30 protein-coding genes are annotated in these 26199 nt (G+C 59.3%); 17 read left to right on the top strand and 13 right to left on the bottom strand.

Annotated elements, in window-relative coordinates:
• Positions 1-4: 4 nt before the first annotated feature.
• Positions 5-1024: a C45 family peptidase gene (locus MXF20_RS06560; protein WP_325968488.1), complete on the top strand. Its 1020-nt coding sequence runs from the start codon at positions 5-7 to the stop codon at positions 1022-1024.
• Positions 1025-1068: 44 nt separating this feature from the next.
• Here the strand turns inward: MXF20_RS06560 and MXF20_RS06555 are convergent, their stop codons facing one another.
• Positions 1069-1467, bottom strand: a complete 399-nt coding sequence (locus MXF20_RS06555) for a tautomerase family protein (RefSeq protein WP_325968331.1) — start codon at positions 1465-1467, stop codon at positions 1069-1071.
• A 5-nt stretch (positions 1468-1472) separates the two neighbouring features.
• Positions 1473-1775 carry a carboxymuconolactone decarboxylase family protein gene (locus MXF20_RS06550; protein WP_325968330.1) on the bottom strand — a complete coding sequence of 101 codons (303 nt, stop codon included), beginning with the start codon at positions 1773-1775 and terminating at the stop codon, positions 1473-1475.
• Positions 1776-1874: 99 nt separating this feature from the next.
• On the opposite strand from MXF20_RS06550, the gene MXF20_RS06545 reads away from it, so the two are divergent.
• Positions 1875-2783 carry a LysR substrate-binding domain-containing protein gene (locus MXF20_RS06545; protein ID WP_325968328.1) on the top strand — a complete coding sequence of 303 codons (909 nt, stop codon included), beginning with the start codon at positions 1875-1877 and terminating at the stop codon, positions 2781-2783.
• Positions 2784-2808: 25 nt separating this feature from the next.
• On the opposite strand, the gene MXF20_RS06540 is transcribed toward MXF20_RS06545, so the two are convergent.
• A complete protein-coding gene (locus MXF20_RS06540; protein ID WP_325968327.1) occupies positions 2809-3663 on the bottom strand; it encodes a LysR family transcriptional regulator in 855 nt (284 codons plus the stop codon).
• Between the two features lie 118 nt (positions 3664-3781).
• Between MXF20_RS06540 and MXF20_RS06535 the strand changes: the two genes are divergently transcribed.
• The 3 genes from MXF20_RS06535 (at position 3782) to MXF20_RS06525 (ending at position 5360) form a co-directional block, all read left to right on the top strand.
• Positions 3782-4528 (top strand): SDR family NAD(P)-dependent oxidoreductase, encoded by a 747-nt coding sequence (locus tag MXF20_RS06535; RefSeq protein WP_262264117.1) that lies wholly within the window; start codon positions 3782-3784, stop codon positions 4526-4528.
• Between the two features lie 12 nt (positions 4529-4540).
• Positions 4541-4843, top strand: a complete 303-nt coding sequence (locus MXF20_RS06530) for an EthD family reductase (RefSeq protein ID WP_325968326.1) — start codon at positions 4541-4543, stop codon at positions 4841-4843.
• A gap of 205 nt (positions 4844-5048) precedes the next feature.
• Complete coding sequence (locus MXF20_RS06525; RefSeq protein ID WP_325968325.1) at positions 5049-5360, top strand: cupin; 312 nt, start codon at positions 5049-5051, stop codon at positions 5358-5360.
• Positions 5361-5378: 18 nt separating this feature from the next.
• Here MXF20_RS06525 and MXF20_RS06520 read toward each other — a convergent pair whose 3' ends face one another.
• Complete coding sequence (locus MXF20_RS06520) at positions 5379-5852, bottom strand: helix-turn-helix domain-containing protein (protein ID WP_325968324.1); 474 nt, start codon at positions 5850-5852, stop codon at positions 5379-5381.
• A gap of 127 nt (positions 5853-5979) precedes the next feature.
• Here MXF20_RS06520 and MXF20_RS06515 point away from each other — a divergent pair, with 127 nt between their 5' ends.
• Complete coding sequence (locus MXF20_RS06515) at positions 5980-7191, top strand: MFS transporter (RefSeq protein ID WP_418936841.1); 1212 nt, start codon at positions 5980-5982, stop codon at positions 7189-7191.
• Positions 7188-8078, top strand: coding sequence for an EamA family transporter (locus MXF20_RS06510; protein WP_325968322.1), 891 nt, complete (start codon positions 7188-7190; stop codon positions 8076-8078). The genes MXF20_RS06515 and MXF20_RS06510 overlap by 4 nt, the downstream gene beginning before the upstream one ends.
• A 50-nt stretch (positions 8079-8128) precedes the next feature.
• Here MXF20_RS06510 and MXF20_RS06505 read toward each other — a convergent pair whose 3' ends face one another.
• The gene (locus tag MXF20_RS06505) at positions 8129-9901 is read right to left on the bottom strand and encodes a methyl-accepting chemotaxis protein (protein WP_325968321.1); all 1773 of its coding nucleotides are present in this window, start codon (positions 9899-9901) and stop codon (positions 8129-8131) included.
• A 367-nt stretch (positions 9902-10268) separates the two neighbouring features.
• Here MXF20_RS06505 and MXF20_RS06500 point away from each other — a divergent pair, with 367 nt between their 5' ends.
• Positions 10269-10445, top strand: coding sequence for a winged helix-turn-helix transcriptional regulator (locus tag MXF20_RS06500; protein ID WP_418936836.1), 177 nt, complete (start codon positions 10269-10271; stop codon positions 10443-10445).
• Positions 10446-10716: 271 nt separating this feature from the next.
• On the opposite strand, the gene MXF20_RS06495 is transcribed toward MXF20_RS06500, so the two are convergent.
• The 5 genes from MXF20_RS06495 to MXF20_RS06475 all read right to left on the bottom strand — a co-directional run bounded on the left by MXF20_RS06495 (position 10717) and on the right by MXF20_RS06475 (position 15789).
• Complete coding sequence (locus MXF20_RS06495) at positions 10717-11913, bottom strand: cytochrome c biogenesis protein/redoxin (RefSeq protein ID WP_325968320.1); 1197 nt, start codon at positions 11911-11913, stop codon at positions 10717-10719.
• 258 nt (positions 11914-12171) lie between these two features.
• On the bottom strand, positions 12172-13503 hold the full coding sequence (locus MXF20_RS06490; RefSeq protein WP_325968319.1) for an ATP-binding protein: 1332 nt from the start codon (positions 13501-13503) through the stop codon (positions 12172-12174).
• Positions 13503-14240 carry a response regulator gene (locus tag MXF20_RS06485; RefSeq protein WP_325968318.1) on the bottom strand — a complete coding sequence of 246 codons (738 nt, stop codon included), beginning with the start codon at positions 14238-14240 and terminating at the stop codon, positions 13503-13505. The genes MXF20_RS06490 and MXF20_RS06485 overlap by 1 nt, the downstream gene beginning before the upstream one ends.
• Before the next feature lie 74 nt (positions 14241-14314).
• A complete protein-coding gene (locus MXF20_RS06480; RefSeq protein ID WP_325968316.1) occupies positions 14315-15307 on the bottom strand; it encodes an alpha/beta hydrolase in 993 nt (330 codons plus the stop codon).
• 20 nt (positions 15308-15327) lie between these two features.
• The gene (locus tag MXF20_RS06475; protein WP_325968315.1) at positions 15328-15789 is read right to left on the bottom strand and encodes a DUF6130 family protein; all 462 of its coding nucleotides are present in this window, start codon (positions 15787-15789) and stop codon (positions 15328-15330) included.
• Between the two features lie 222 nt (positions 15790-16011).
• Between MXF20_RS06475 and MXF20_RS06470 the strand changes: the two genes are divergently transcribed.
• The 3 genes from MXF20_RS06470 to MXF20_RS06460 are packed head-to-tail and all read left to right on the top strand — an operon-like array spanning position 16012 to position 18811.
• Positions 16012-17028 carry an ABC transporter substrate-binding protein gene (locus MXF20_RS06470; protein ID WP_325968484.1) on the top strand — a complete coding sequence of 339 codons (1017 nt, stop codon included), beginning with the start codon at positions 16012-16014 and terminating at the stop codon, positions 17026-17028.
• The gene (locus MXF20_RS06465) at positions 17025-18056 is read left to right on the top strand and encodes an iron ABC transporter permease (protein WP_325968313.1); all 1032 of its coding nucleotides are present in this window, start codon (positions 17025-17027) and stop codon (positions 18054-18056) included. Before MXF20_RS06470 ends, MXF20_RS06465 begins: the two co-directional genes overlap by 4 nt.
• Positions 18053-18811 (top strand): ABC transporter ATP-binding protein, encoded by a 759-nt coding sequence (locus MXF20_RS06460; RefSeq protein ID WP_325968312.1) that lies wholly within the window; start codon positions 18053-18055, stop codon positions 18809-18811. The genes MXF20_RS06465 and MXF20_RS06460 overlap by 4 nt, the downstream gene beginning before the upstream one ends.
• 12 nt (positions 18812-18823) lie before the next feature.
• Here MXF20_RS06460 and MXF20_RS06455 read toward each other — a convergent pair whose 3' ends face one another.
• A complete protein-coding gene (locus MXF20_RS06455; protein WP_021508848.1) occupies positions 18824-19009 on the bottom strand; it encodes a tautomerase family protein in 186 nt (61 codons plus the stop codon).
• A 201-nt stretch (positions 19010-19210) separates the two neighbouring features.
• Here MXF20_RS06455 and MXF20_RS06450 point away from each other — a divergent pair, with 201 nt between their 5' ends.
• Genes MXF20_RS06450 through MXF20_RS06435 form a run of 4 tightly spaced genes read left to right on the top strand, consistent with a single transcriptional unit; the run spans position 19211 to position 23850 of the window.
• The gene (locus MXF20_RS06450; protein WP_325968311.1) at positions 19211-20743 is read left to right on the top strand and encodes an ABC transporter substrate-binding protein; all 1533 of its coding nucleotides are present in this window, start codon (positions 19211-19213) and stop codon (positions 20741-20743) included.
• Positions 20736-21671: an ABC transporter permease gene (locus MXF20_RS06445; RefSeq protein ID WP_325968310.1), complete on the top strand. Its 936-nt coding sequence runs from the start codon at positions 20736-20738 to the stop codon at positions 21669-21671. Before MXF20_RS06450 ends, MXF20_RS06445 begins: the two co-directional genes overlap by 8 nt.
• Positions 21668-22450, top strand: a complete 783-nt coding sequence (locus tag MXF20_RS06440; RefSeq protein WP_418936835.1) for an ABC transporter permease — start codon at positions 21668-21670, stop codon at positions 22448-22450. The genes MXF20_RS06445 and MXF20_RS06440 overlap by 4 nt, the downstream gene beginning before the upstream one ends.
• Positions 22450-23850: an ABC transporter ATP-binding protein gene (locus tag MXF20_RS06435; protein ID WP_325968481.1), complete on the top strand. Its 1401-nt coding sequence runs from the start codon at positions 22450-22452 to the stop codon at positions 23848-23850. The genes MXF20_RS06440 and MXF20_RS06435 overlap by 1 nt, the downstream gene beginning before the upstream one ends.
• On the opposite strand, the gene MXF20_RS06430 is transcribed toward MXF20_RS06435, so the two are convergent.
• Both MXF20_RS06430 and MXF20_RS06425 read right to left on the bottom strand, forming a co-directional pair.
• The gene (locus tag MXF20_RS06430; protein ID WP_325968308.1) at positions 23847-24368 is read right to left on the bottom strand and encodes a GNAT family N-acetyltransferase; all 522 of its coding nucleotides are present in this window, start codon (positions 24366-24368) and stop codon (positions 23847-23849) included. The genes MXF20_RS06435 and MXF20_RS06430 overlap by 4 nt on opposite strands.
• A 108-nt stretch (positions 24369-24476) precedes the next feature.
• Entirely contained in the window at positions 24477-25025 is a 549-nt protein-coding gene (locus MXF20_RS06425; protein WP_325968307.1) for an XRE family transcriptional regulator, read from the bottom strand.
• Between the two features lie 102 nt (positions 25026-25127).
• Here MXF20_RS06425 and MXF20_RS06420 point away from each other — a divergent pair, with 102 nt between their 5' ends.
• The gene (locus tag MXF20_RS06420) at positions 25128-25802 is read left to right on the top strand and encodes an AzlC family ABC transporter permease (protein ID WP_325968480.1); all 675 of its coding nucleotides are present in this window, start codon (positions 25128-25130) and stop codon (positions 25800-25802) included.
• Positions 25792-26112 (top strand): AzlD domain-containing protein, encoded by a 321-nt coding sequence (locus tag MXF20_RS06415; protein ID WP_325968306.1) that lies wholly within the window; start codon positions 25792-25794, stop codon positions 26110-26112. The genes MXF20_RS06420 and MXF20_RS06415 overlap by 11 nt, the downstream gene beginning before the upstream one ends.
• Positions 26113-26199 lie beyond the last annotated feature (87 nt).

Here is a 26199-nt window from a genome sequence, read left to right as displayed (position 1 = left end):
CGCTATGAAAATACTCGACATCCGTGGTTCGGCTTTTGCCATTGGTCAGCAACTCGGTGAATTTGGCCGCGATGCCTGGCATAACAAACTCACGCATACCCGTCTCTGGCAAACGGTCACCGCTCAGAAAGATGCGGCACAAACCCGCCGCATGCGCGCGCAGGTTGAGCAGCAGTTCCCGCTGATCTGGCAGGAGCTGGAAGGGCTGGCCGCTGGCTTACAGGCACCGGTTGACGAGGTGTTTGCCTGGAACTGTCGGGGCGATCTGGTGCGTTCAACCTCGGATGGTTGCACTACGGTGGCAGGACAAAGCGCCTCTGGAGAATTGATCATCGCGCACAACGAAGACGGTTTTCCGCAGCTGCGCGATGACTGTGCCGTGGTGCGCATTACCCCGGACGACGGCCTCGCGTTCACCAGCTTTGCCTATCCGGGCTCGCTTTGCGGTCACACTTTTGCCGTCAATGAGAAGGGCATTGTTAATACCGTCAATAATATCCGTGCACAGCACCGTCCGGATGGCCTGCCGCGTCAGATCATCGCCCGCGCGTCGCTGAACGCGACCACGCTGGATGACGCGATCGCCATTCTGAGCGCTACGCCGCGCGCCGGCGCGTTTCATCATACGCTGGGGCAGCAGGGCGACAGCCGCCTGGTCAGTATTGAAGCGACAGGCTCAGGCTGTTCAGTGATCCCACTGACCGCGCCTTTCGGGCACGCCAACCATCTTATTCACCCGCAGCTTGCCGCCGTCGAACAGGTGGTCACCGCCAGTTCCGGCTCGCGCCAGCAGCGGCTGGATGCATGGCTGACGACGCAACCGGCTGTTGATAGCGCGGCGGCTAAGGCGATTTTATCGGATCAGCAGGATGCAGCGTTGCCGATTTACCGGCTGTCTCCGCAGGATCCGGATGAAGAGAATACGCTCGCCACGGCTGTTTTCACCCTCAGCGATGACGAGGTGACGTGGCAGATCTTCACGCGCGACCGCCAGCGCGCCGCACTGCAATCCGCTAACGATTAATGCCCCGCTATTTTCCGGCCGTCGCCGAAACGGGGCGGCCAGGACTATGGGTGAACGGCCTGTTGTTCCGACATTATGCGTCCTGCACTGAAACTCCAGTCATCGGCAGTGTTGAAGTGAATCATCACCATCACATCCTGCGGATCGATCGCCAGCGATTGCGCGAGTCGCTCACATAAGCTGCGACACAGCCTTTGCTTCTGCTTGGGCGTGCGCGGCTTGCCGGCAGTGATCATAAACTGAATAAAATTCTCTGTGCGTCCGCGGCTTCGATAGTGGCGATCAAACACCCTGAGCCGTGCCGGCAGTTCTTCGAATACCTGAAAGCGGTCGCCGGGTGGAACGGCAAATTCCTCCTCCAGACTCTGTTGCAGGATGTCGGAAATCTGCGTTAACTGCACGTCGCTGTAACCCTGGCGCAGCATAATGCGGGTAAACGGCATGATGGTTACGCCTCTTCCAGACAGCTGAGCGCCGATACGGCCGCAGGCCAGCCAGCATAAAACGCCAGATGGGTGAATACTTCAACGATCTCTTCTCGCGACAGGCCGTTGTTTTGCGCGAAATCGATATGCCACGGCAGCTGTTGCACGCGGCCCAGCGCCGTCAGCGCCGCCAGGGTAATCAGGCTGCGCTCGCGCGGCGTAAGCGCGTCACGTTGCCAGATATCATTGAAAAGGACCTGCTGACTGAGTTCGGCCAGCTTTGGCGCGACGCGCGCCAGTGTTTCACGATCGAGTGCGTTTGCCATGATGATTCTCCTTATTGACTTAGCCGCGATTGTGGCGAACCATCACCATCCTGAAAATCAAATTAAACGATGCCTTTCATCCCTTAATTCAGGACGATTATGCAAAAGTTAGTTCAGACGCTGGACCTCGATGCGCTGCGCAGTTTTGTTACCGGCATCGAGTGTGGCAGTTTTGCGCAGGCCGCCGTGCGACTCTGTCGATCCACTTCGGCGGTCAGCGCCCAGCTAAAAAAGCTGGAGCAGCAATGCGGCAGCAAGCTGGTGATGAAAAGCGGGCGTTATCTGGCGTTAACCCGTGAGGGGGAAGTGATGATGGGTTATGCCCGTCGCCTGCTGGCACTGAATGACGAAGCGCTGCGCACCTTCACCGGTGAACCGTTGCAGGGGGAAGTGCGCCTTGGCATGCAGGAAGATTTTGGCGACACCCTGATGCCCGGTATTCTGGGCGAATTTACACGTCACCATCCCGGGCTGCGGATCACCGCCCGCGTGGCGCGTAATCAGGAGCTGCTTACCGCACTCGACAGCGATGCCCTTGATATGGCGCTGCTGTGGCAGGCACAACCGTTGCAGCGCAAAGGCGCGTTGATCGGCCAGTTCCCGCTGGAGTGGATTGTCCATCCCGATTGCGACGTCAGCGCGCTGCTAAGCCAGGGCGAACCGCTGCCGCTGGTGATGTTTGATAATCCATGCCTGATGCGCTCGCGCGCCATCGACAGTCTGGACCAGGCGGGCATTGCGTGGCGAATCGTGTTTGTCAGCCATAGCCTGAGCGGCATCTGGGCGGCGGTGCGGGCCGGTCTGGGGATCACCGTGCGCACGCGGGTCGGCATGCCCGCTAACCTGGTGAGCGCCAGCAATGTTTTGCCGCCGCTGGGCGCGCTGGGCGTTACGCTGGAACCAAAAAGTGGCAGCCAGACTGAACCGAATGCGCAAAATCTGCTGGCCAGACTGATGGAAAATGCGCTGCGCAGCATAGAACCGTTACCGGGTCTGAGGCCCGCCTGAGTTGCTGCGCGAATCCCTGCGACCGTTACTTCGCAACCAGCATCGCATCAGCAATATCCAGCATGGCGCGCAGGCGATCCATGTGCCGCAGATCCTGATGATAGCCTACCCAGATATCGCGTGAAGGCGGCGGTTGCGGGGTGGCAATTCGCTGCAAACCGGCGGTGCCATCGCCCAGTGGCTGAGGTAACACCGCCACGCCCATGCCGCGCAGGCACATCTGCGCCTGCACCGCCCGGCTGGTGCTGGTAAAAGCCCGCCGCGACTGCGGGAATTGGTCGAGCAGCCAGACGACATCGGGAAAATGCGCCTGTCCGGTATTCATCAGGATTAGCCCCACTGACGCCGGATCCTGTTGAAATGCCAGTGCATTTTCAGGTGTGCCGTACAACGCATAGGGCATGCTCATCAGGCGCCGCTGCACAATATCCGGCTCGGTAAAAGGCACGATGCGAAAAGCCACGTCGGCATCGCGCCGTGACAGATTGAGCAAGCGGTAGCTGGCGATGATTTCCGGCACGATGGCAGGATGGAGTTGCGTCAGCTCGCTCAGCACCGGTGCCAGCACGGCGGTGGCAAACCACTCGGCACAGGAGATGCGCAAAATCCCTTCCAGCCGCGGATGATTGCCCGCCAGCCGTCTCTCCATCGCCAGTGCGGCATTTTCCATGCTTTCCGCCAGGCCCAGCACGGCGTCACCCGCATCAGTTAACACCAGGCCATCCGGCGTGCGGCGAAACAGCGCCTGATGGGCCTGCGCTTCCAGCACCTTAATGCGACGACCCACGGTCGGATGGCTGACGCCCAGCCGGCGCGCGGCCTCGCCATACGATCCGCTGCGCATCACCGCCAGAAAGATCCGTACATCGCTCCATTCCATTGCGCTTATTCCGTTCAAAAATGAACATCGAATATACAAAAATGGCAGTTCTCAAACAACTTTGTAGCTATCACCATAACGGCGACATCCACACTGAACTGATCGAGGATTGCAGAACATGAAAAAGCTTCAGGACAAAGTCGCGCTCGTAACCGGTGCATCCAAGGGCATTGGTGCGGCGATTGCCCGCCAGCTGGCGGCCGACGGCGCAAAGGTGGTCGTCAACTATGCCGCCGACAAAAACGGGGCAGATAAGGTGGTGGCCGCGATTGACGCCGCCGGTGGCACGGCGGTGGCGCTGGCAGCGAACGTCACCGATCAGCCGCAGGTCGAGGCACTCATTCAGTCTACCCTCGCGCAGTTTGGCCGGCTGGACATCGTGGTGAACAACGCCGGTGTATATCAGTTCGCGAAAATCGAAGAGAGCAGCGAAGCGCTGTATCGCAGGCAGTTTGACATCAATGTACTCGGGCCGCTGCTGGTGACCGGTGCCGCCGTGCCGCATCTGGAGAAGGGCAGCAGCATTATCAACATTAGCTCATTCGTGACGCGGGTTTTCCTGGCGGAGAGCGCTATCTACAGCGGCAGCAAAGGGGCGATTGACGCCATCACCGGCGTGCTGGCGCGTGAACTCGGCCCGCGCGGCATCCGCGTCAATGCGGTCAATCCGGGTCTAATCGAAACCGAAGGCACCCACAGCACCGGCGCGATGGGCTCGGAGTTCCAGCACTGGAACGAAAGCCAGACGCCGCTCGGGCGGATTGGTCAGGTGCAGGATATTGCGCCGATTGTGGCTTATCTTGCCTCCGACGATGCTGGCTGGGTGACGGGCGAAGTGTTGATGGCGTCTGGCGGCATGCGCTAACGGGAGAAGGATATGCATCAGATGATAGTGGTGTGCGTCGGCGATGAAACCCATCGCTTTGATCGCGACTATTATACCCACACGCATCTGCCGTTAGCGCTGGCGTGCTGGCAGAACTATGGGCTCATTTCGGCGGAAGCGTTCTATCCCGCGTCAGACCGCAGCGGCTGGCTCTCGATCGGTGTTTACACCTTTGGCTGTCAGCAGGACGTCAACCGGGCGCTGGAGTCCGACCAGACCAAAAGGGTGATGGCCGATGTGGTGCATTTTACTGATGCTACCACGGTGATCCGCAGCCATTTTATTCCCTTCTGAACGGCCGCAACGCTGATATGCCCTCCGTTAACTGCTCAGCTCGCCTGCTTAATACACGCCCTATGCGTTAGGCAGGCATCCCGGCCGCAAAAACGGGACACGCTGGTGTCAAATCAGGACAAACCATTGCCTGAATCTGGCACGCTGCGCCGCCTTCTGTTATTTCATGATGATGTATCACCGCAGCACCAGACAGGATGCAAACATGAAGTTTTACAGCAGCAGGGAATTCAATGGTTCGAAAGCCTGGGCGTCTCAGCATATTGCCAGCTTTGACAACACCAGCGTTAAACTGCACTGGACCGATCAACCCTATCAATGGCATGTCAATGATGGCCAGGAGGTATTTGCCGTTATGGATGGTTGTGTTGACATGTTTTACAAAGAAAACGGTGAAGTGAGAACGAAACGATTAACCGCCGGCGATATTTTTTATGCCAGTGAAGGCACAGAGCACGTTGCCCATCCGCAGGGCATCGCGCGGGTGCTGGTGATTGAACAGGAAGGATCGATTTAATGCGCTTCCTGACGGTCGTTATTTCAGCTGATCATGACCCTTACCCGCGATAACGCGCCGGCGATAGCAGTCGGCGGGATCGAGCCGTTGTCCCTGGGCAGAATAGACCGCCAGTTCCGGTAACGGTTCGCCGTTGGCGTTATCCAGCAATACCGAGTGGATTTCGCCTTTTTCAAACAGATAACGCTCTCCCCACTGGCGCATCGCCACGACGATCGGGAAGACAGCTCGCCCCCGTTCGGTGAGGATGTATTCCTTGTACGCGCTGCCATCTGACGCCGGACAAACCGCAAGCACGCCGACTTCAACCAGCAGTTTCAGCCGTGAAGCCAGGATATTTTTTGCCAGCCCAAGGTTTTTCTGGAAATCACTGAAGCGGCGCACATCATCAAACGCTTCACGGATGATCATCAAACACCAGCGTTCGCCAATCAACTCCACAGTTCTGGCAACCGGGCATTCGCTGGTTCTGAGCGCTTCCTGTTTGGCCATTTTCTCTCTCACTCTGCTGACTTACTGACGGCAGCTTAGCCTTCAGCGAAACAAGTTGCAAAAAAAAACCGCTGCTGATACTTATAGCGCAAATCGGTTTCAAAAAAAAACCACATGGGGTGGCAACATGTCTTGCACCACGGATTCACGCGCAGATACGAAGACAAAAGAGTGTGCGACGGCTGTATCGTTGCTGCCGTCCCGTATCATTTTTCTGTTTTCACTGATCTGCGCGCTGGCTGTCGGCAATGTCTATTCTGCCCAGCCGCTGCTGGAATCGATATCTGCAACGCTGCAGGTTTCGCCCGGTACCATTGGTGTTGTGATTACGGCAACGCAGGCAGGTTATGCCATGGGATTGTTCTTGCTGGTACCGCTCGGCGATCGCGTTGATCGCCGAAAGCTGGTGGTGACGCACCTGCTGCTTTCGGTGCTGGCACTGACCGCAGCAGCGTTAGCAGAGAGTTTGCTGGCGCTGCTGGGGGCGATGTTGCTGGTGGGTTTGATGGCGGTGGTGACGCAAACCGTGGTGGCGTGGGCCGCTATCCTGGCGGCTCCCGCTCAGCGTGGCAAGGTGGTGGGCAGCGTCACCAGCGGCATCGTCATGGGCATACTGCTGGCGCGCCTGGTCTCCGGCATCATCGCCGATATCGCCGGCTGGCGGGCGGTGTATATGACGTCAGCCGTGCTGATGCTGCTGATTACCGTGGTGCTGATAACCGTGATTCCCGCGAGTGCCACGCAGCAGGCGCGCGCTCACCCGACTGGGTGGCTGTTTTCTGTCCCGCGTCTTTTCGTCACTGAGCCCCAGCTACGCCAGCGCGGCGCTTTGGCTCTGCTGATTTTTGCCGCGTTCAGCATGTTGTGGAGCGCCATGGTTTTGCCGCTCAGTGCGATGTCGCTGTCGCATACCCAAATGGGGTTGTTTGGTCTGGCAGGCATCGCCGGTGCGCTGGCGGCATCCCGAAGTGGCGGTTGGGCTGACCGGGGAATAGGGCAGCGTGCCAGCGGATTGGCACTGGTTGTGCTGACGCTCTCCTGGCTACCGATCGCTTTCGCGCAGGCTTCTTTATTGTCGCTGGTTGTCGGCGTCATCATGCTGGATTTCGCCGTGCAGACGGTGCACGTCATCAACCAAAGCATATTGATTGCCGGTAAACCTGGTGCGACCAGCCGACTGATCGGCGCCTACATGTGTTTTTATGCGGCAGGCAGTGCGCTGGGCGCGATTGCTGCCACCCAACTCTACGCCCACTGGGGATGGTCTTCAGTGTGCTACGGCGGTGCGTTCGTCAGTGCCTGCGCGCTTATTCTCTGGTATGGAACACGTCAATCATGAAATCGTCACACTTGCTGCTGGCCATAAGTATTACCGCTATCTGGGGCATTAATTTTTCCGTGATCAAGTTGGGGCTGCACGCCATCGATCCTTTTATTCTGGCAGGGCTGCGCTTTACGCTGTGTGCCATTCCGGCGCTCTTCTTTATTAAAAAACCCAATGTGCCGTGGCGCTACATTATCGGTTACGGGCTGGTGTTCGGCATTGGCTTGTGGGGCCTGGTCAATCTGGGGATAAAAACCGGGCTTTCGGCGGGGATCGCGTCGCTGGTGCTGCAGTTCAGCGCCTTTTTCACTCTGCTGCTCGGCAGCTATGTGTTTAAAGAACAGCTCAGCCGCTATCAAATTGCCGGGTTTGTGCTGGCGTGCAGCGGCTTGATGAGCATCGTGTTTATTACCGACGGCTCTGTCACGTTTGCCGGGTTGCTGCTGGTGCTGGCGGGCGCAATCGCCTGGAGCCTCGCCAATATCATCATGAAAAAAGCGAGTACGAAGCAGGTATTTGCCTTTCTGGTGTGGTCGAGCGCCTTTTCGCCGATTCCGCTGTTCCTGCTGGATGGATTAATCAATGGCAGTGCGGGCTATAGCGCATTAATCAGCCATATGGATACCCGTGCAATATTGTCCATTCTGTTTCAGGTCTACCCCAATACGTTATTAGGCTACTGGGTCTGGAACTCACTGCTTAAACAGTATCCTGTCTCCACCGTCGCGCCATTATCGCTGCTGGTGCCGGTGTTCGGCATCCTCGGCTCAATGATGATATTCGGTGAAACTATTTCTCCGATAAAAATCGTGGCGCTGATACTGATTATCACCGGGCTGGCGGTTGGGTTATATGGACAACGCATCAAACGTTATTTCATTCCGCAATCGGACTCGCTGTGATCCGACAAGAGCGGGCATCCCGCCCGCTCTCACTGTCAGTGAAAATCTGCTTACTGCACCACGAAACGCGATACTGAGCCTTCCAGCGTCGACGCCTGATCGCGCAGCGCGCCGGCAGCGGCCGATGATTCCTGCACCAGCGCGGCGTTTTGCTGCGTTACGCTGTCCATCTGAACAATCGCCACGCCAACCTGCGAAATGCCGCGATTCTGCTCATCCGATGCCTGTGCAATGTCCGCCAGAATACTGGTGACATTGCCGACGGATTGCACAATTTCATCCATGGTTTTACCGGCCTGACCCACCAGCTGTGAACCGCTGCTGATGCGCGCGACCGATTCGCCAATCAGGGTTTCGATCTCTTTGGCCGCCTGAGCGCTGCGCTGCGCCAGACTGCGCACCTCGCTGGCGACCACGGCAAAGCCGCGGCCCTGCTCACCGGCGCGTGCCGCTTCTACGGCTGCGTTGAGCGCCAGGATGTTGGTCTGGAAAGCGATGCTGTTGATGACAGTGGTGATCTCAGCGATTTTGCCTGAGCTGGCGCTGATCTGGTCCATGGTCTCGACCACGCCCCTGACCAGCGCTCCGCCCTGATTGGCCTTCTCCGAGGTGGCGCGCGCCAGTTCGCTGGAGTGATGAATGTTTTCCACGTTCTGTTTCACCGTGGCGGTGAGCTGCTCCATGCTGGCTGCCGTCTGCTCCAGCGCGGCCGCCTGCTCCTCGGTGCGGGCTGACAAATCGTTATTGCCCGCCGCGATCTCCGCAGACGCGTGGCTGACCTGCATTACGCCGCTGCGAATGTTACCGATGATGCCGCGCAGGTCATTGCTCATCTCACCGACCGCCTGCATCAGTTCGCCCAGTTCGTCTTTACGCGAAGTTTGTAGTTGCACGCTCAAATCTCCCTGCGCAATCTGCCGCGCGACCTGCAGTGTCACCGCTAAAGGACGGGTAATCTGCCGGGTGATAAACACCGCAATCAGAATGCTGATCACCACGGCTGCAGCAAGAATCAGCGACATCCACAGGATCGCCCGGGCGATATCCTGATGTGTGGCGGCCAGCTGCTGGGTAAACAGCTGATTACTGGTGTTGGTCAGATGCAATCCGGCAATGGCCAGTTGTCGGGTTGCCTCCACTTCTTCTTCCGCAGAGGCGTTGTAGTCCTGGACGCTGTCGCGTCTGGCCGCCAGCGTGACGGCAATTTTATCCAGCGCGATGCTGTCATCAGCGCTCAGGCGCGGTCGCACCTGGTCAATAAGTTGAATCGTTTCAGCTATAAAGCCAGACAAAGCCAGACGATTTGCTTCACTGTTGTCCAGCGCCATCAGCTTTACGCGAATGCTGATACCGGTCAGGTATTTACTGACTTCGCGCAGAGCCGCTGCTGTGTCCTGCTGTGCCGCCTCGTAGTTTTTGGCCAGGGCGTCAACTGCCGTAATTTCGCCACTGAAGCTCAGCGCCTGCAGAATGCTCTGGCGCTTGTGCACTTCATTGACCGTCTCGGTACGATGCTGACGATAAAGATTCATCGCGGCTGGCAGTGAAGCAATCAGCGCAGTCTGCGCGCTGTCCCATTGCCAGGTTTTCAGCTGATTGATACTGCCTTCAATCACCTGCAGTCGCGCTTCGTTGTCGGCAATAAATTTTTCATCGTGGGTTTTTACGTATTGCAGGCGGGCATCTTTTGCCTGCGCAAACTGATCGTTGATCCCTTTCAGCTGGCTAAGTTTCTCCGCACGCTCCGCGATGTCGTGCAGATTTTTGATGCCACAGGATGCTACAGCAATGCTGAGCAGAAGCAGCACACCAAACCCGAGCATGAGTTTTCTGCCGACCCTGATATCTTCCAAAAAAACACGCATTGTTTTCATAAAACTAAAACTCCCTGGTTGTTGTTGTCCACGCTTTTGCCTGATGGCAATGGCGTTATCGGCAGGGAGATGATTAATTTCAATTTAAATAATTAAAAAACATATAATCACGTAAATTAATTAGATAGGCGACGCTGGGGGAGATATGGAGCAGGCGATTAGTGCGCGTTTTCTGTTTTAGAATGGTACTGATTCGTGGATGTGATCGTGCGGAGGAGAGTATTGACGCAACCTGCCGGTTTGTCAAAGCGCCGGGATTCCAGGCGAAGGGCCCGATAGTCCTCAGGCCAGGCGTTGCGCCCGAGGGCATTATGCTGTGCCTGAAATCCTCAGGAATGCGCTGCATGGCATCACACAACACATGCTGACGCGCGCACTGCGTTCGCTTGAGCGTGACGGCCTTATTTCCCGATGTGATTATCCGGAAAAAGTACCGCGTGTCGTCTGTACGGCCACAGACGCGGGCGAAAAAATGATGCCGCTCTGGTCGTAATGCCGATCGGTTAAGTCCCCAATTCAGTTACCGCACATTTCGTAGCGGCGCGATTCATCGCGCGTACCAATCGCAGCACCGTGCCTGTCCATGCTTCGCGCAATAAACTGCGCTGCTACCAAAAAGTGCGTGCTGTTTACTCTTCACTGACAAGCAATGCGCTCGGGTTGTTGATCATCTCGTCGGCCGACTAGTTTAAGCAGCATCGGGTTGAATTTGATCACCATGGCGGTAAGGCGGATAATAGAACCTCATTCTGACAGAATGATGGCTAGCTACCCGGCCCTTTTTCGTGCAGCAATTGCTGAATGGCCTGCTCCTGTTGCGCATAGTTGCCTTCGCCAAACGCGCTGAAGCGTAATTGTCCCTGCTTATCGAACAGATAAAACGCCGGCCAGTATTGGTTACCGAAGCGATTCCAGATGGCATAGTGATTATCTGTCACCACCGGATAGGGCAATTGCCACCGCCGGATGGCGCGACTCACCGCTTTTTCATCACGCTCCCACGGATATTCCGGCGTATGCACACCGACAACTACCAGTCCCTGAGGCTGATATTTCTTCGCCCAGTCGCGCACATGCGGCAGCGTGTGCTGGCAATTAATGCAATCAAACGTCCAGAAATCCACCAGCACTACGTTGCCGTTGAGCTTCTCTGCTGTCAGCGGTGCACCGTTCAGCCATGCCGTTCCACCATCAAGCGCCGGCAGGGCGCTGCGCGGATGTGCCAGTGCGGCAGGCTGAGGAGAGACGGCTGGCTTTGTCGTTGCTCCCCACTGACTCAAATGCTGCTCAAGGGTTGCAGCCCAGGCTGGCGTCGTTTGCAGCACACTTGCGGATCCGGTAGCAATCAGCACCACAGCCGCCAGCATGACAGCCCCCGCCAGCTGACGCAGGCGGGTCATGTACCGCAGTCCTGGCCTTAAACGTTTCACCAGCTCACGTCCCGCGAACCACAGCAGAGCCAGCATAAGGGCGGCACCGCTGCCGTAAGCGATGAGCAGTAGACTGACGGCGAGTGGATCGTTTGTTACCGCCGCCAGACTCAGGATCGCGCCCAGAATCGGACCGGCACAGGGTGACCACAGCAAGCCCGTCGCCAGCCCGGCCAGCAGCGCCGCAACCAGACCGTGTTGACGGCTGCTGAGCTGATTGATGTGATTTCCCAGGGCAACCAGCGGTTGCGTAACGCGGTTAGCGATACGCTCCGAAAGCAGCATCAGCGCGCTAGCGGCGAAAAAGAGTATCGCCGCCCAGCGTCCGGCCAGCGTGATAGTGGTGATCCACTGACTCGCCACCGTCGCCAGGAGCGCTACGGCGGTAAACATCAGCACCATCCCGCTCAGCAGCGCCAGCAAAGGGCCCTTACGGCCTTGTGCGCTGGCAAATACCAGCGGAATAACCGGAAGGGTACAGGGGCTCAGCAGGGTTAACATGCCGGCGAAAAAAGCAATCATCACAGACATGATGTCCCCCTTAGCGCATTACAACGGCAACCCTGATGAGCAGCACGCTGCACGCGCTCCATCCAGGGAATCGGGCCAGCTTGCGTGAGAGTGGGCAGGGGCAGCGCCAGCCGCCCCGGAGAGTAAAACCGTGTGAATATTTGCATGATCGACCTCATTGCAGTGAATGAACGTCTGCCCGGGAGCAGTGACGTCATTACAGCCACCGCATGTGTTCGGGCTGTGTCGACCATGGCCGCAGTTGTCGGATTGTGTGTATTACTGCGCAGCAGATACAAACGGCGACAATTCTGCCTGACGTAACGTAATGTGGGCGTCGAGGCCACCCTGCGGCCGGTTGCTCAGGCGCAGCGTACCGGACATCTGACCGATCAGCTGGCTGGCTATCGCCAGGCCCAGCCCGGTGCCGCCGGTGTGGCGGTTGCGCGAGCTTTCAACCCGATAGAACGGTTCCAGCACCGCCTGTAATTCCGCTTCAGGTATTCCCGGCCCGTTATCCACCACATGAATCGCTACGCTGCCCTGTTGTGGCGTGTTGAGCCGAATTTCTGCCTCGTTGCCAAACTTCAGGGCGTTATCAATCAGGTTCGTCATAATGCGGTGCAGCGCCTGCGGTCGCACAGCGAAGGTATCGGCGCCGGTACAGGGCACAAACGTTACCGGTTTCCCGACATCCTGATAGTCACAGGCGATGCTGTCGAGCAACGCATTCAGGCTCACTTTTTGCGGTCGCTCTTCAGGGACGTCAGAAGAGCGTGCATAAGCAATACCTTCGCGCACCAGCTGGCTCATGACGTCGAGATCGCCCAGCAGCTTGTCACGCAGCTCCTGCTGTTCTGACATTTCGACGCGCAGCTTCATGCGGGTAATGGGGGTCTGCAGATCGTGAGAGATGGCTGCCAGAATCTGTGCGCGCTCCTGCAGATGGTCCTGAATGCGCATCTGCATTGCGTTGAAGGCGCGTGCCGCCTGCTGCACTTCTGCCGGGCCACTTTCCGCCATCATCGTGCTACTGGTGGCCGGTTTTAACGCATCGACCGCCTGGGTAAAACGCGTGAGCGGTCGCACCACCTGACGTACAGCAAGCCAGGCGCAAAGCAGCAACAGCAGCAACTGCCCGGTCAGCACCAGCGGTAGCCAGCGGGCGATGGCGGGCATGCGCGGCCAGAGATCGAGCGTCAGCGGGGCGCCATCATGCAGGGTCAGATGCACCTGAATATGCTCACGTGCACCCGGGATGGCGTGAATGCTCATCTGATAGCGACCGCCCAGCGTCTCCTGTAGCGAGCGCACCGCGTCGCGCGCGCGCCAGCTGCTGGGGTAAGGTCCCGCCTCGCCGGGCGATAGCCGGTAACGGTAATTGCCGCGTGCCAGTTTTGCCAGCCAGGCCGGGCGTTCTGCGGCGGGTAAACGATCGAGAATTGCTACGCTGGTGGCGACATCGTATTCAAGATTACCCAGCATCACACTTCTGGCGCTGCTCATCCTTTCTATCATCAGGCTGACCAGCGTGGTGGTATTAGCCAGCAACAAGCCGCCGAGTACAATGATAAGCAGGCGCGACTGCAGTGAACGCGGCCAGAGTTTCATCAATAGGCCTCTTTTATCACTACCGGCACGGCCAGCACATAGCCCTCGCTGCGTACCGTTTTGATATAAGCCGGTTCGCGTGCGTCTTCGCGTAGCCGCTGACGCAGTCGGCTGACCAGCAGATCAATCGATCGCTCGAACAGCTCTGCGTCACGTCCCTGGGTAAGATTCAGCAGCTGATCGCGGTTGAGTACGCGCTGTGGGTGATCAAGGAACACCCGCAGCAGGCGGTACTCGGCACCGCTCAGCGCAACAATTACGCCTGAATGGTCAAGCAAATGGCGCGCAGAGGTGTCCAGCTGCCAGTCGCCAAAAGCGATCAGGCGTCCGGCTTCCGTTATCTGTAAATTGGGCGGGAGCGCGCGGGTGCGGCGCATAATCGCTTTGATGCGTGCCAGTAGCTCACGCGCCACAAAAGGCTTGAGCAGATAATCATCAGCGCCCATCTCCAGCCCGAGAATACGATCGGTATCTTCACTGCGCGCCGTCAGCATCAGCACCGGCAGGTTGCGCTGTGTGTCGCTGCGCAGCTGGCGGCATAGCGTCAACCCATCGTCGCCTGGCATCATAATATCCAGTACCACCAGATCGATGTGTCGGGAGGCCAAAACGGCGCGCATTTCACGGCCGTTGGCCGCAGCCGTGGCACGGTAGCCCGATTTTTCCAGGTACTGCGTCACCAAATCGCGAATATCACGATCGTCATCAACAACCAGAATGTGGTCAATGTGCTCCACAGCATTCTCCTTTTTTGCAGCCTGGACAAACAAAACCGGACCCGGTAATCAGGTCCGGTCATCCGGCTTTATCGTTACAATGCTGCGGCATCCGTTATGGCTTGCACAAAATTGTCGGGATCTTCCGCAGGCGGGTTATGACCGATATTACCGATGAAAGTGCGATGCGCATATTTTCCGGTGAATTTCGCCCGGTAGGATGCCGGTGCCGGGTGCGGCGCGCCATTATTGTCGCCCTCAATGGTAATCGTGGGCACCGTGATGGCGGGCAGAGTAGCTAGTTTTTTCTCATAATTGTCATAGCGTTGCTCGCCTTTTTCCAGTCCCATACGCCAGCGATAGTTGCTGATGGTGATCGCGACCTGATCCGGGTTATCCAGCGCCTGGGCGCTTCGATTGAATGTGGTATCACTAAACTTCCAGCCAGGTGACGCTTGTTGCCAAATCAGACGGGCAAAATCATGCGTATGTTGCGCATAACCTTGCCGGCCACGCTCGGTGGCAAAGTAGAACTGATACCACCACTGCAATTCTGCTTTGGGTGGAAGCGGTTTGGCCCCCAGTTCCTGACTGCTGATCAGATAACCGCTCACTGACACCAGCGCGTTGACGCGTTCTGGCCACAGTGCGGCAACGATATCGGCCGTACGGGCACCCCAGTCAAAACCGCCGAACACGGCCTGTTTGATCTGCAGCGCGTCCATCAGGGCAACCACATCCGCAGCCATTGCTGAGGGTTGACCATTGCGCGGGGTGCGGTCCGAGAGAAAGCGGGTGCTGCCATAGCCGCGCAGGTAAGGCACGATAACCCGATAGCCTTTGGCTGCCAGCTTTGGTGCGACCCCGGCGTAACTCTGAATATCATACGGCCAGCCATGTAGCAGAATCACTGCCTGCCCATTACGTGGACCGATATCCACATAACCGACATTCAGCACGCCGGCATTGATCTGCTGCACATGACGGAACGCTGTCTCGTAGTCAGCGGGTGTTGATGCGGCGAGGGCCGATGTAGCTGTGCACAGTGTCAGCAGCGCCAGCAGGGTGGGACGAAAGCGAATTTTCATGGGATTGGCTCCAGAGAAAGTCAGTGATGGCCGGCGTTTTCAGGCACGGTGAAGGTAATGGTTTTGCTGTCGAGCGGTTTATGGGTGGCATCGGCGAGGATGATCATCACCTTGTGCTGACCCGCGGGCAGGCCAACGAGTATCACCGGTTCGCCGCTGGTATCTGCCCAGTGCCACGGATTGTCATCGACAATGACGTGGATGTGTCCGATACGCGGACTCACCTTCAGCGCCTCAGGGCCAAACACCGGTTCAATGCGCAGATTTTCCGCGCGGTATTGAATAAACACCGCCCCTTTGCGCAGCGGCCCGGCCAGCGGCGCGTCGACAATCAGCCTGGCCGGTGGCTCAGGATGTTCAGGTGGTGCTACCGCCGCCGGGCCCAGCACCGCGCCAGCGCTCAGGCCATCAAGCTGGTTTGCCCACGCGCAGGTTGCGGAAGCGCCCATCAGTAACGCTGAAATAATCAATCGGAAGATCATGGTTGTGTCTCTGTGCAATTGTCTGGTGCGTATAGAACAACATGGCAATGTAGCGGGGATGTTTTCACTTGCGGGAGTTTTGCAACGGTGTGTCTGCGGTGGGCAGTGAGATACAGTGTGATACAGAAATAACCGTGAGAACGCGCGCTGTTCTTGCGCATTGACAAGGCTTATCCGGCCATGCATATTGTTATGTTATAACGTAACAATTAAAGTGCCATGATGAAAAACACGCTCTCCCTGATTATCGCGACGCTGCTGTCGCTTCCTGTTTTCAATGTTAATGCCAGTAACTATCCGCTGACCGTTGATAACTGCGGTGTCCAGGAAACCTTCGCTCATCCGCCAGCGCGCGTCGTCACCGTGGGCCAGCATGAGACGGAACTGCTGCTGGCACTCGGTCTGGCAGATAAGATTGCCGCCACCTCGGTATGGTTTGGCGCGCTGCCCGCCGATTTGCAAGCGCAGGGCAGCCATCTTAAACGGCTGGCCGATAACGCCCCAGGCTTTGAAGCGGTGGTGGCACAGCGCCCGGAGCTGGTGCTGGCGCAGTACAGCTGGCACGTTGGGCCGCAGGGTGAAGTCGCCACGCGCGATCAGTTTGAGCAGTTGGGCATCCGAACCTGGATTTCGCCTGCGGACTGCATCGGCAAAGCGGTCACCGCAACCTCCAATGGTGATGGTGCACGAACAACGCCTTACGGAATCGAGGTGATTTTCGCTGAAATCAGCGCGCTGGCGCGCATCTTTGATGTGCCGGCGCGTGGTGAAGCGCTGAAACAACAGCTGCGCGAGCGTATCGCAAACGTCCAGCAGCATCTTCTGCATCCGTCGTCAGCGCCGCTGAAGGTGGTTTACTGGTTTTCCAGCCCGCGCCTGAAAGGCGATCCCTGGATAGCCGGCAATAAGGGGGCGCCGGGCTGGATTAGCCAGACGCTCGGACTGACGAATATTATTGATTCAGACGAAGAGTGGCCGGCAGTGACCTGGGAGCACATCGTCTCCGCGCAGCCGGACATCATCGTGATTGCCAGCATGGCGCGGCGGCTCTATCCCGCTGATGACGTCGCGGTTAAAAAACACTTTCTGCAAAGCGATCCGGTGACGCGTGAAATGCCTGCGGTGAAGAACGGCCACATCGTGGTGGTGCCGGCGATGTCGCTCAATCCATCCTTGCGCAATGTGGAAGCCGTAGAGCTGATCGGTCAGCAGATCGCTGCCTTCAAACCTGCCCGATGAGCGCTCAGGCTGCCCGTTACTGGCGCACCGGTCTGCTCATCTGCGCGGGCACGCTCAGCCTGCCGGCGATGATGACGCTGGCCGCAGCGACCGGCGATTTATCGGTGAGCTTTACTCTGACCGCGCAGGCCATCACCAACGGGCTTGGCATCACGCATTACGATCTGCCGGCGGTGGAAGCCGGCATTGTCTGGCAATACCGCATGAGCCGCGCGCTGATGGCGGCGAGCAGCGGCGGCGGGCTGGCCCTGTGCGGGCTGGTGTTGCAGTCGTTGCTGCGTAACGCGCTGGCCGATCCTTATCTGCTGGGCATTTCCGCTGGCGCATCAACCGGGGCGGTGTGCGTGATGCTGCTCGGCATCGGCGGCGGTGCTATTACCACCGGTGCCGGCGCGTTTGGCGGTGCCTGCCTGGCGTTTGCGCTGATTGTCCTGCTGTCCGGCGGCATGCGGGAAAATACCGCGCGCATCATTCTGGCCGGTATCGCCGGGACACAATTATTTAATGCGCTGACCGCTTATATCGTCAGCACGGCCGCCAATGCCGAACAGTCGCGCGGCGTGATGTTCTGGCTGCTCGGCAGCCTGAGCGGCGTGCGCTGGGCGGATGCACTGCTGTGCTTTGCCGTAACGCTCGCCGGTCTGCTGATGGTGCTCTACCATGCGCGCGCGCTGGATACCTTCTCGTTTGGCGCGGAAGTCTCCGCGACGCTGGGCACGCGGGTTGCAGCGGTGCGCATCGTATTACTGCTGACCACCGCGTTAGTGACGGCGGTTATCGTCAGCGCGATTGGCGCGGTCGGCTTTGTCGGGCTGGTGATCCCACATATCACCCGCATGATTGCCGGGCATCGTCATCTGGTGACGATTCCCCTCGCGTTTCTGGGCGGCTGCCATTTCATGGTGATTGCCGACCTGGTATCGCGCACGTTAATCACCCATCAGGTGCTGCCGATAGGCGTGGTGACGGCGTTAGTCGGCGCCCCGGTATTCGCCCTGATCCTGTATCGCAACCGGGAGAAATCATGAGCTATATCGCGGTGGATAAACTCAGCGTGACGCTACAGGCGCGTAGCGTGCTGTCTGACGTAAGTTTTGCGGCGCAACAAGGGCAAACGGTGGGCCTGCTCGGTCCCAATGGTTCAGGGAAATCGACGCTGATCCGGGCGATGGCCGGCGTGCAGCCCTGCGCTTACGCCGGGCTGGAGATGGGCGGCACGCGGGCGCGCCAGCTCAGCCGGCGACAGTTAGCGCGCACCGTGGCCTTCGTGCCACAGCATGCCGAGGCGGAGGCTGAAATGCGCGTCATCGACATGGTGCGTCTCGGACGTTCGCCGCATCGCAGCGCGTTCAGTCCATGGCGCACGCCAGATGAAACGGCGGTGCAGCACGCAATGTCACTGATGAAACTGGATGCGCTGGCCGGGCGTTCGTGGCAGCGGCTGTCCGGTGGCGAACGCCAGCGCTGCCAGATTGCGCGTGCGCTCGCGCAGCAGCCCGACATCCTGTTGCTGGATGAGCCGGTTAACCATCTGGACATTCAGTTCCAGCTGGAGCTGATGCGGCTAATCGCTGCACTGCCGGTCACGGTGATTGTGGCCCTGCACGACCTGAATCTGGCGGCAAAATTTTGCCAGCATCTGGTGGTGCTGCAGCACGGGCAAGTGGTGGCGAGCGGTGAGCCCGCCGCCGTGCTGACGCCTGCATTGATCCAGCAGACATGGCAGGTTGAGGCACTGGTTAACCACAGCCAGCGCGGCGTTATGCATATTCATTACGCCTGAGCTGGCCTGCACTTAACGTTCGTCGAACGGTACGCCGCCTTTGGATTTGTGATGCTTCGGGGTTTCGATAATCGACACCGTGACCACATCAGCATCGATCTCAAACGAATCCACTACCGCCTGGGTGATAGCTTTGAGTAATTTTTTCTTCTGCTCAACGCTACGGCCTTCCGCAGCATAAACAACAATCTCTGGCATAACGGCGTTTCCTCACGGGTTAGAGTTCTTCTCAAGCATACCTCAGCCACGCTGCTGCGCGCAGCGTTAACCTGTCGCGACGGTCAAAAGGCAACAAGCGGCTGACAAATTCCCCTGCAAACGCCGTGTGTTAAAGTGTGAATTGTTATGTTATAACGTAATTGATTCGATGATAGTGTAACGATTTATTCGGAAAAAATAATGAAATCAATGCAAAACTTGCTGATAGCTGCGGCGCTCGGCCTGGCTTCCTGCGCCGTTTCAGCGGCGAGTACACCAGAAAAGCCGGTGCGGATTGCCGCGCCGTTTGAGATTAAAGGCAGCGATCCGGCGCTCTCCGGCGACATTTTGTTGCGCATGGATGTGGTTGAAACGCTGGTAGAAGTGAACGAGCGTGGCGAACCGGTGGCGGCGCTGGCGCAGCGCTGGCAGGTCTCAGATGATGGGCTGCGCTGGCAGTTCCAGCTGCGTGACGGCGTGCATTTTCACGATGGCTCGCTGCTGGATGCGGCGGCCGTGGTGAAATCACTCAACACCGCTCGCGGTAAAGCGGGCTTACTCGACAAAACGCCGATCGCGGAGATCAGTGGGGCAGGGCAACTTGTCACCATCACGCTGCGGGAACCCTTCACGCCGCTGCTGTCGGTACTGGCGGAAAGCCGCTCGCAAATCCTGGCACTGGCCAGCTGGGATGCGCAGGGCAACATCACGCGCATCATCGGCAGCGGACCGTTTACGCTCACCGCCTTCCAGCCGCCGCAGTCGCTGACGGTGGCGCGCTTCGCAGATTACTGGGGCGAGAAACCGGCGATTGCCGCCGCCAGCTATCTGGCGACCGGGCGCGCGGAAACCCGTGCGCTGCTGGCAGAGAGCGGTGACGCGGATTACGTGTTTAACCTTGATGCCGCCAGCCGGCAGCGTCTGGCGCGCAAAGCGTCGCTGCACATCCCGGCGATTCCGGTACCGCGCACGTTGATGCTGAAGCTGAATCTGGCCGATCCGCTGCTGGCGGAACAGCCGGTGCGCGAGGCGATCAGCATGGCGATCGATCGCAACGCGCTGGCGCAGGCGGTACTGCGTTATCCGGGCGCGGCCAGCCAGCTGTTCCCCCCCAACATGGCCGAATGGCACAACACCGCACTTGCGCCGCTGCACTATCAGCCACAGCAGGCTGCTCAGTTATTACAGTCGGCCGGCTGGCAACGCGGCGCAGATGGCGTACTGACGCGCAACGGCCAGCGCTTCAGCCTGACGCTGCTGACCTATCCCGACCGTCCGGAGCTGCCGCTGATGGCGATGGTGATTCAGCAGCAACTGCGTAACATCGGCATTGAGGTACGCATCAATGCGACCAACGCCAGCGAGATCCCGGCGCAGCACCACAACAACCGTCTGCAGCTGGCGCTGTTTGCGCGCAACTTTGCCCTGACGCCCGATCCCACCGGGACGCTGCTGCAGGATTATGGCCTCAACGGCGGTGACTGGGGCGCGATGAACTGGCATCCGGCAGGCTTCGACGCGGCACTCCACACGCTGACGCAATCCACTGATGTTGCAGCCCGTGCAGAAGCGCGCAGCGTCATCACCCGCGCGCTGCAGCAGGATCTGCCGGTGATTCCGCTGGCCTGGTATCAGCAGGCGGTGGCGGTTAACAGCCAGCTGCAGGGCGTTAAGCTCGATCCGTTTGAGCGCCACTTCGGCCTGCGCCAGATGCACTGGGGGAGCGATGATTAAACAACTCAGCTGGCGTATGGCGCAGGCGCTGTTCGTGGTGCTGGCGGTAGGATTACTGACCTGGCTGCTGGTGCAGGCACTGCCGGGCGACATGGCGTGGCGCATCGCTTCGGGTCGCTACGGTTACGATCGCGTTGATGCCGAAGCGGTGGCGCGGGTACAGCAGGAGCTGAGCGGCGCGCTCACCGGTGGTAGTGCGCTGCTGCACTGGCTGTTGGATTTGCTGCAGTTCAATTTTGGCCGCTCGCTGGTCTCCGGTGAGCCGGTGATGGATGAACTGCGCTGGCAGCTGGGGCAGACGCTGGCGCTGGCGGGCGTCTCGCTACTGCTGGCGCTGCTGCTGACGCTGCCGCTCGGCATCTGGGCCGGTTGCCACGCCAACGGCCGACTCGACCGCGCGCTGTTCTGGCTGACCGCCTTGCTGAAATCGGTGCCGCATTTCGCGCTCGGCATGCTGCTGATCCTGCTGTTCGCACTGCAACTCGACTGGCTGCCGAGTGCCGGTCACGGCGAGCTGCGCCATTTCCTGTTGCCGGCGCTGACGCTGGCACTGTCGCTGACGGCGGTCGGCGTGCGCGTGGTGCGCGAAGCCACCTGGCAGGTGGTGTCGTCCGGCTACTATCGCTGGGGAGCGCAGAAAGGGCTGGCGCCCACGCGCCTGCTGCTGCGTCACGGCCTGCGTAACCTGAGCGCGCCGGTGCTGACGTGGTTTGGCATGCAGTTTGTCTGGCTGGTGGAAGGGGTGGTGGTGGTGGAAACCCTGTTTGCGTGGCCGGGAATCGGGCACGCGTTAGTGCATGCCATCTTTGCGCGTGACGTGCCGGTGATTCAGGCCAGCGCCATGACGCTCGGGCTGCTGTTTGTCCTGCTGAATATGCTGGTGGATGCCGGTTGCCATCTGCTCGATCCCCGGGGGGCGCGCGCATGAAAATGACACTTTCACGCTGGGTGGGTCTGCTGCTGCTGACGGCCCTGCTGGCATATGCCTTTGTGCTGCCGCTGATTCAGCACGGCGATCCGCTGCAGCAGGATCTGTTGCAGATGCTGCAAACGCCCAACCGCAGCCATTTGCTCGGTTTCGACCATCTAGGCCGCGATATGTTAACGCGCCTCAGCGCCGCGCTGCGCCTGTCACTCGGGCTGGCAGCGTTATGCGTGATCGGTGCGCTGATCGCGGGCGTGTGCACTGGTGTGCTCAGTGCGCTGTACGGTGGCTGGCCTGACCGATTGCTGAGCATCGTCGGCGATATGTGTCTCGCGCTGCCGGGATTGCTGCTGGTGCTGCTGCTGGCGGCCATCGCGCCCGACGCGCCGCAGATGCTGTGGCTGGGTATTTCGCTGGTGCTGTGGGTGGAATTTTTCCGCGTCACCCGTGCCACGCTGCGGCCAATTGTTCAGGCGCCCGGTATGCAGGCCAGCAAGCTGCTCGGGTTCTCTGCCTGGTATCGTTTTCGTCATCATCTGTGGCCGGCGCTGGCACCGGTGCTGCTGACGCTGACCTTGTTCTCTTTCAGCAGCGCCATCATGGCGGTGTCGGCGCTCGGTTTCATCAGCGTTGGCGTGCGTCCGCCCACGCCGGAGCTGGGCCTGATGATGACTGAACTGCTGCCGTTTGCGTGGGAAGCGCCGTGGCTGCTGATGCAGCCGGTAGTCGCACTGTTTTTGCTGTTGATCAGCCTCAATCTGCTGATGAAAAAGGAGCGATGATGAAGGGATTACAGATCACCGGGCTGAGCGTTGCCACAGCGACTGAAACACTGGTTGAGCCGGTAGATGTGCGGCTACAAGCCGGCCGGCCGCTGACGCTGCTCGGCGAAACCGGATCGGGGAAAAGTCTGCTGGCGCAGGCGATCATGGGGATTTTGCCGCCGTCGCTGCAGGCCAGCGGTGAGTTGATGATCAACGGCAGGCGCTTTCAGCTGCCGCAGGATACGGCGCAGTTGCGTCGCCTGTGGGGCAATACGCTGGCTTCGCTGCCGCAGGAGCCGTGGCTGGCGCTCGATCCAACCATGCCGATTCAGCAACAGGTGGCGGAAGGGCATCGCTTCGTGCGCGGCTTGCCGCCAGCGGCCAGCGCTGCGGCGGCGCAGCAGGATCTGCAGCAGCTGGGTCTGGCCGCGGCAGCGCGGCGTTATCCGTGGCAGCTCTCCGGCGGCATGGCACAGCGCGCCGCGTTTGCGGCAGCCCGTGCCGGAGGCGCGCAGATTCTGATTGCCGATGAGCCGACTAAAGGGCTGGATGTGGCACGTCGTGACGAAGTCAGCCAGCTGTTACAGCGCGAAGTGGCCGACGGCGGCATGCTGTTGACCATCACTCACGATATCGCTTTGGCACGCCAGCTGGGCGGCGACCTGCTGGTGATGCACAAGGGCCGGGTGATTGAGCAGGGCCCGGCGCAGCAGGTTTTGCAGTCGCCGCAGGAGTCGTACACGCGTGAACTGCTGGCCGCCGATCCGGCGGAGTGGCCCGCCTGGCAGCAGACGATAATCAGCGCCAGACCGGTGATTAGCGCGCAGGGCATCGCGCTGTCGCGCGGCGGCAAAACGCTGGGCGTGCCGCGCGATTTCACGCTGCACGCCGGTGAAATCGTTGGCCTGCACGGCGCCAGCGGCAGCGGCAAAAGCAGCTTCGGCGACGTGCTGTTGGGGTTGCTCGCGCCGCAGCAGGGCCGCGTAACGCACCACGCTGATGCGGATGCGCTGAAATATCAGAAAATCTATCAGGATCCTTCCGCGCTGTTTCCGCCGCAGCGCACGCTGGGGCAAAGCATCAACGATGTGCTGCGGCGTCACGCTCTCCCGCCGGCACAGCGCGATGCGCTCATGGCGCGGCTGGCCTTGCATCCCGCGCTGCTGACGCGGCGACCCGAGGCGCTCTCCGGCGGCGAACTTCAGCGCTTCGCGCTACTGCGGGTGATGCTGTTGCGGCCGGTATTTCTGTTTGCCGATGAGCCAACGTCACGCCTCGATCCGCTGGTGCAGCAGCAGACCTGGCAGTTAATCGCGGAGCTGGCGCGTGAGCAGCAGTGTGCGGTGCTGCTGGTGAGTCATGACCGCGATCTGCTGGACAAAGGCACACATCGGGTGATCGCCATGGAAGCGGCTTAGCGATCGGGCGGCTGGCTGTCACCGGGCCCGAGGCTCCGCTGCATTACCACGGTGTCCAGCCAGCGGCCATGTTTGTAACCCACCGATTTCATTACGCCGGTGTGCTCAAAACCGAGCGCCCGGTGTACTCCCAGCGAGCCCTGGTTGGCGCTGTCACCAATAATCGCGATGATCTGGCGAAAGTCGGCGGCTTCAGCCAGCGCCACCGCTTTTTGCAGCAGCGCCTTGCCGATGCCGCGTCCGGTTTGCTGCGGGTCGAGATAGATAGAGTCTTCCAGCGTGAAGCGGTAGGCGTAACGCGGACGATACGGCGCGAGGTAACAGTAACCCAGCACCTGATGCTGCTCCTCGGCCACCAGCCAGTAACCGCCGCGCTCATGCACATCATTGATACGCCGCAGCATTTCACTCTCCGCTGGCGGTTCCGTTTCGAAGGTTGCGGTGCCGTGCAGCACGTGCCAGGCGTAAATCTTCTGTATCGCCGCCGCGTGATGCGGCTGCGCGGGAATAATGTCCATATGTTCCTGCTGTTCTGCCAATGATGCTGACAGCATGCCACCGCGCCGCAGCGCAATCATCCGACTTAGTCATAGGAAATTGTGATAGTCAGGCGTAGCGAAATTTCTTTAATTCTGCTCCGACAGCTGGACCGCCATGGTATCGGCGTCGAGCGCCTCGAAGATGTGCGGTTCATCAGCGGGATAACAAATATAATCGCCGGGGAACAGTTCGACCGGCGCGTCCATCGGGCCGACCCGCGCGCGGCCGCGTGCCATGATGATGTGTTCGACTGAACCCGGCGGATGCGGTTTTGACGCGCGCGGTGCGCCGGGCTGGCTGGTGATCAGATACAGATCGCGGCGGCCGCCCGGCGGGCAGCTGGCGAGTAAAGCGGCCTGATAATCAGCCAGTTCAGCTGACACAATCATGCCTTCGCCACGCCGAATTACCTGCAGTCTTTTCACTTCCGGCTCCATCAGCCTGGCGAACGGAATATTCAGCGCCACACAGAGTGACCATAATGTCTCAATGCTGGGATTGCCGTTGCCTGCCTCCAGCTGGGACAGCGTTGACTTGGCGATGCCGGCGCGGCGCGCCACTTCCGTGAGGGAAAGTCCGGCGCGCTGACGTTCGCGCACCAGTCCGGCGGCAATGATAGCAATGGGCGGGGTCACACTTACTCCTGTTCTTTATATCGAACGATTTGTTCATCTTGTAAAACACTGAAGGCGCGTTCATTATAACGGCTTTCTTGTTCGTTATGAGATCAAATTGTGATGCGTCTGGGTGCCGTACCGCTTGATCGCGGCGTAATCAAAGCGATCGTTCTCGTTTGTCTGGCCGACGGTATCGTTGGCCTCTCCTATGGATCTCTCGCCGCTGCCGACGGCTTTCCGCTGTGGGTGCCGATTGCGCTCTCAACGCTGGTACTGGCCGGGGCGTCTGAATTTCTGTTCATCGGCATCGTCGCCGGCGGTGGCAGCCCGATAACCGCTGCTGCCGCCGGCTTACTGGTTAACGCGCGTCATCTGCCGTTTGGTATTGCGGTAAAAGATCTGGTCGGGCAGGGCGGACGCAGTCTGCTGGGCTGCCATATCATGAATGACGAAAGCGTGGTGTTCGGCATTTCACAGCCGAAGCTGGCGCAGCGTCGGGCGGCTTACTGGATTTGCGGACTGGGTATTTTTGCCATCTGGCCGCTCACGGTGATTGCCGGTGCGGTGATCGGACGCTTTATTCCTGATGTAGCGGCGATTGGCCTGGATGCGGTGTTTCCGGCCATCCTGATCGCACTGATTTTCCCGGCGCTGCGCCAGCGTCGCACGCGCATCCCGGCCACCCTCGGTGCGCTGCTGTCCGTACTGGCAACGCCTTTTGTGCCAGCCGGTATGCCGGTGCTGTTTTCTTTACTCGGTTTGCTGAGCTGGCGGGAGCGCAAAGATGCAAAATAGTTTAGTGATTGCCGGCATCGCGCTGCTGGCTGCAGGCACGTATGCGATTCGCTTTGCCGGTTACCGGCTGGGCAGCCGGATGCACATGTCGGAACGTGTGCGCAACATGCTGTCCGACGCGGCAACGGTGCTGCTGCTGGCTGTCGCTGTCACCACCGCGCTGTTTGAGGGAACCCATTTCGCCGGCGTCGCACGGCTGACCGGCGTATTGTTCGCGCTGTTTCTCGCCTGGCGGCGTGCGCCGTTAATCATGGTGATCATCGGTGCGGCGGTAATGACGGCGCTGCTGCGCTATTTTGGCGTGCCCTGAACTGCAGCAGCATGGCCAGCGCAAAGATGACGGCGCGCTGGCCGCTGCTTTGCAGCTATGATTAGGGAGAGTGAGTACAACAAGGAC

It is taken from the genome of Pantoea dispersa (assembly GCF_035783935.1).
GTDB lineage: Bacteria > Pseudomonadota > Gammaproteobacteria > Enterobacterales > Enterobacteriaceae > Pantoea > Pantoea dispersa_C.
Note: the sequence above shows the minus strand (reverse complement) of the source record. Positions and strands in the feature narration are given on the sequence as shown.

Bases quoted from the DNA above. Each gene is read 5' to 3' on its own strand.
- MXF20_RS06495 (WP_325968320.1), bottom strand. From the start codon at position 11,913: ATGTCTGTGATGATTGCTTTTTTCGCCGGCATGTTAACCCTGCTGAGC.
- MXF20_RS06540 (WP_325968327.1), bottom strand. From the start codon at position 3,663: ATGGAATGGAGCGATGTACGGATCTTTCTGGCGGTGATGCGCAGCGGA.
- MXF20_RS06440 (WP_418936835.1), top strand. From the start codon at position 21,668: ATGAAAATGACACTTTCACGCTGGGTGGGTCTGCTGCTGCTGACGGCC.
- MXF20_RS06560 (WP_325968488.1), top strand. From the start codon at position 5: ATGAAAATACTCGACATCCGTGGTTCGGCTTTTGCCATTGGTCAGCAA.
- MXF20_RS06480 (WP_325968316.1), bottom strand. From the start codon at position 15,307: ATGAAAATTCGCTTTCGTCCCACCCTGCTGGCGCTGCTGACACTGTGC.
- MXF20_RS06555 (WP_325968331.1), bottom strand. From the start codon at position 1,467: ATGCCGTTTACCCGCATTATGCTGCGCCAGGGTTACAGCGACGTGCAG.
- MXF20_RS06525 (WP_325968325.1), top strand. From the start codon at position 5,049: ATGAAGTTTTACAGCAGCAGGGAATTCAATGGTTCGAAAGCCTGGGCG.
- MXF20_RS06430 (WP_325968308.1), bottom strand. From the start codon at position 24,368: ATGGACATTATTCCCGCGCAGCCGCATCACGCGGCGGCGATACAGAAG.
- MXF20_RS06420 (WP_325968480.1), top strand. From the start codon at position 25,128: ATGCGTCTGGGTGCCGTACCGCTTGATCGCGGCGTAATCAAAGCGATC.
- MXF20_RS06455 (WP_021508848.1), bottom strand. From the start codon at position 19,009: ATGCCAGAGATTGTTGTTTATGCTGCGGAAGGCCGTAGCGTTGAGCAG.
- MXF20_RS06550 (WP_325968330.1), bottom strand. From the start codon at position 1,775: ATGGCAAACGCACTCGATCGTGAAACACTGGCGCGCGTCGCGCCAAAG.
- MXF20_RS06450 (WP_325968311.1), top strand. From the start codon at position 19,211: ATGAAATCAATGCAAAACTTGCTGATAGCTGCGGCGCTCGGCCTGGCT.
- MXF20_RS06415 (WP_325968306.1), top strand. From the start codon at position 25,792: ATGCAAAATAGTTTAGTGATTGCCGGCATCGCGCTGCTGGCTGCAGGC.
- MXF20_RS06510 (WP_325968322.1), top strand. From the start codon at position 7,188: ATGAAATCGTCACACTTGCTGCTGGCCATAAGTATTACCGCTATCTGG.
- MXF20_RS06435 (WP_325968481.1), top strand. From the start codon at position 22,450: ATGAAGGGATTACAGATCACCGGGCTGAGCGTTGCCACAGCGACTGAA.
- MXF20_RS06465 (WP_325968313.1), top strand. From the start codon at position 17,025: ATGAGCGCTCAGGCTGCCCGTTACTGGCGCACCGGTCTGCTCATCTGC.
- MXF20_RS06545 (WP_325968328.1), top strand. From the start codon at position 1,875: ATGCAAAAGTTAGTTCAGACGCTGGACCTCGATGCGCTGCGCAGTTTT.
- MXF20_RS06460 (WP_325968312.1), top strand. From the start codon at position 18,053: ATGAGCTATATCGCGGTGGATAAACTCAGCGTGACGCTACAGGCGCGT.
- MXF20_RS06470 (WP_325968484.1), top strand. From the start codon at position 16,012: ATGAAAAACACGCTCTCCCTGATTATCGCGACGCTGCTGTCGCTTCCT.
- MXF20_RS06515 (WP_418936841.1), top strand. From the start codon at position 5,980: ATGTCTTGCACCACGGATTCACGCGCAGATACGAAGACAAAAGAGTGT.
- MXF20_RS06535 (WP_262264117.1), top strand. From the start codon at position 3,782: ATGAAAAAGCTTCAGGACAAAGTCGCGCTCGTAACCGGTGCATCCAAG.
- MXF20_RS06490 (WP_325968319.1), bottom strand. From the start codon at position 13,503: ATGAAACTCTGGCCGCGTTCACTGCAGTCGCGCCTGCTTATCATTGTA.
- MXF20_RS06445 (WP_325968310.1), top strand. From the start codon at position 20,736: ATGATTAAACAACTCAGCTGGCGTATGGCGCAGGCGCTGTTCGTGGTG.
- MXF20_RS06520 (WP_325968324.1), bottom strand. From the start codon at position 5,852: ATGGCCAAACAGGAAGCGCTCAGAACCAGCGAATGCCCGGTTGCCAGA.
- MXF20_RS06505 (WP_325968321.1), bottom strand. From the start codon at position 9,901: ATGCTCGGGTTTGGTGTGCTGCTTCTGCTCAGCATTGCTGTAGCATCC.
- MXF20_RS06475 (WP_325968315.1), bottom strand. From the start codon at position 15,789: ATGATCTTCCGATTGATTATTTCAGCGTTACTGATGGGCGCTTCCGCA.
- MXF20_RS06530 (WP_325968326.1), top strand. From the start codon at position 4,541: ATGCATCAGATGATAGTGGTGTGCGTCGGCGATGAAACCCATCGCTTT.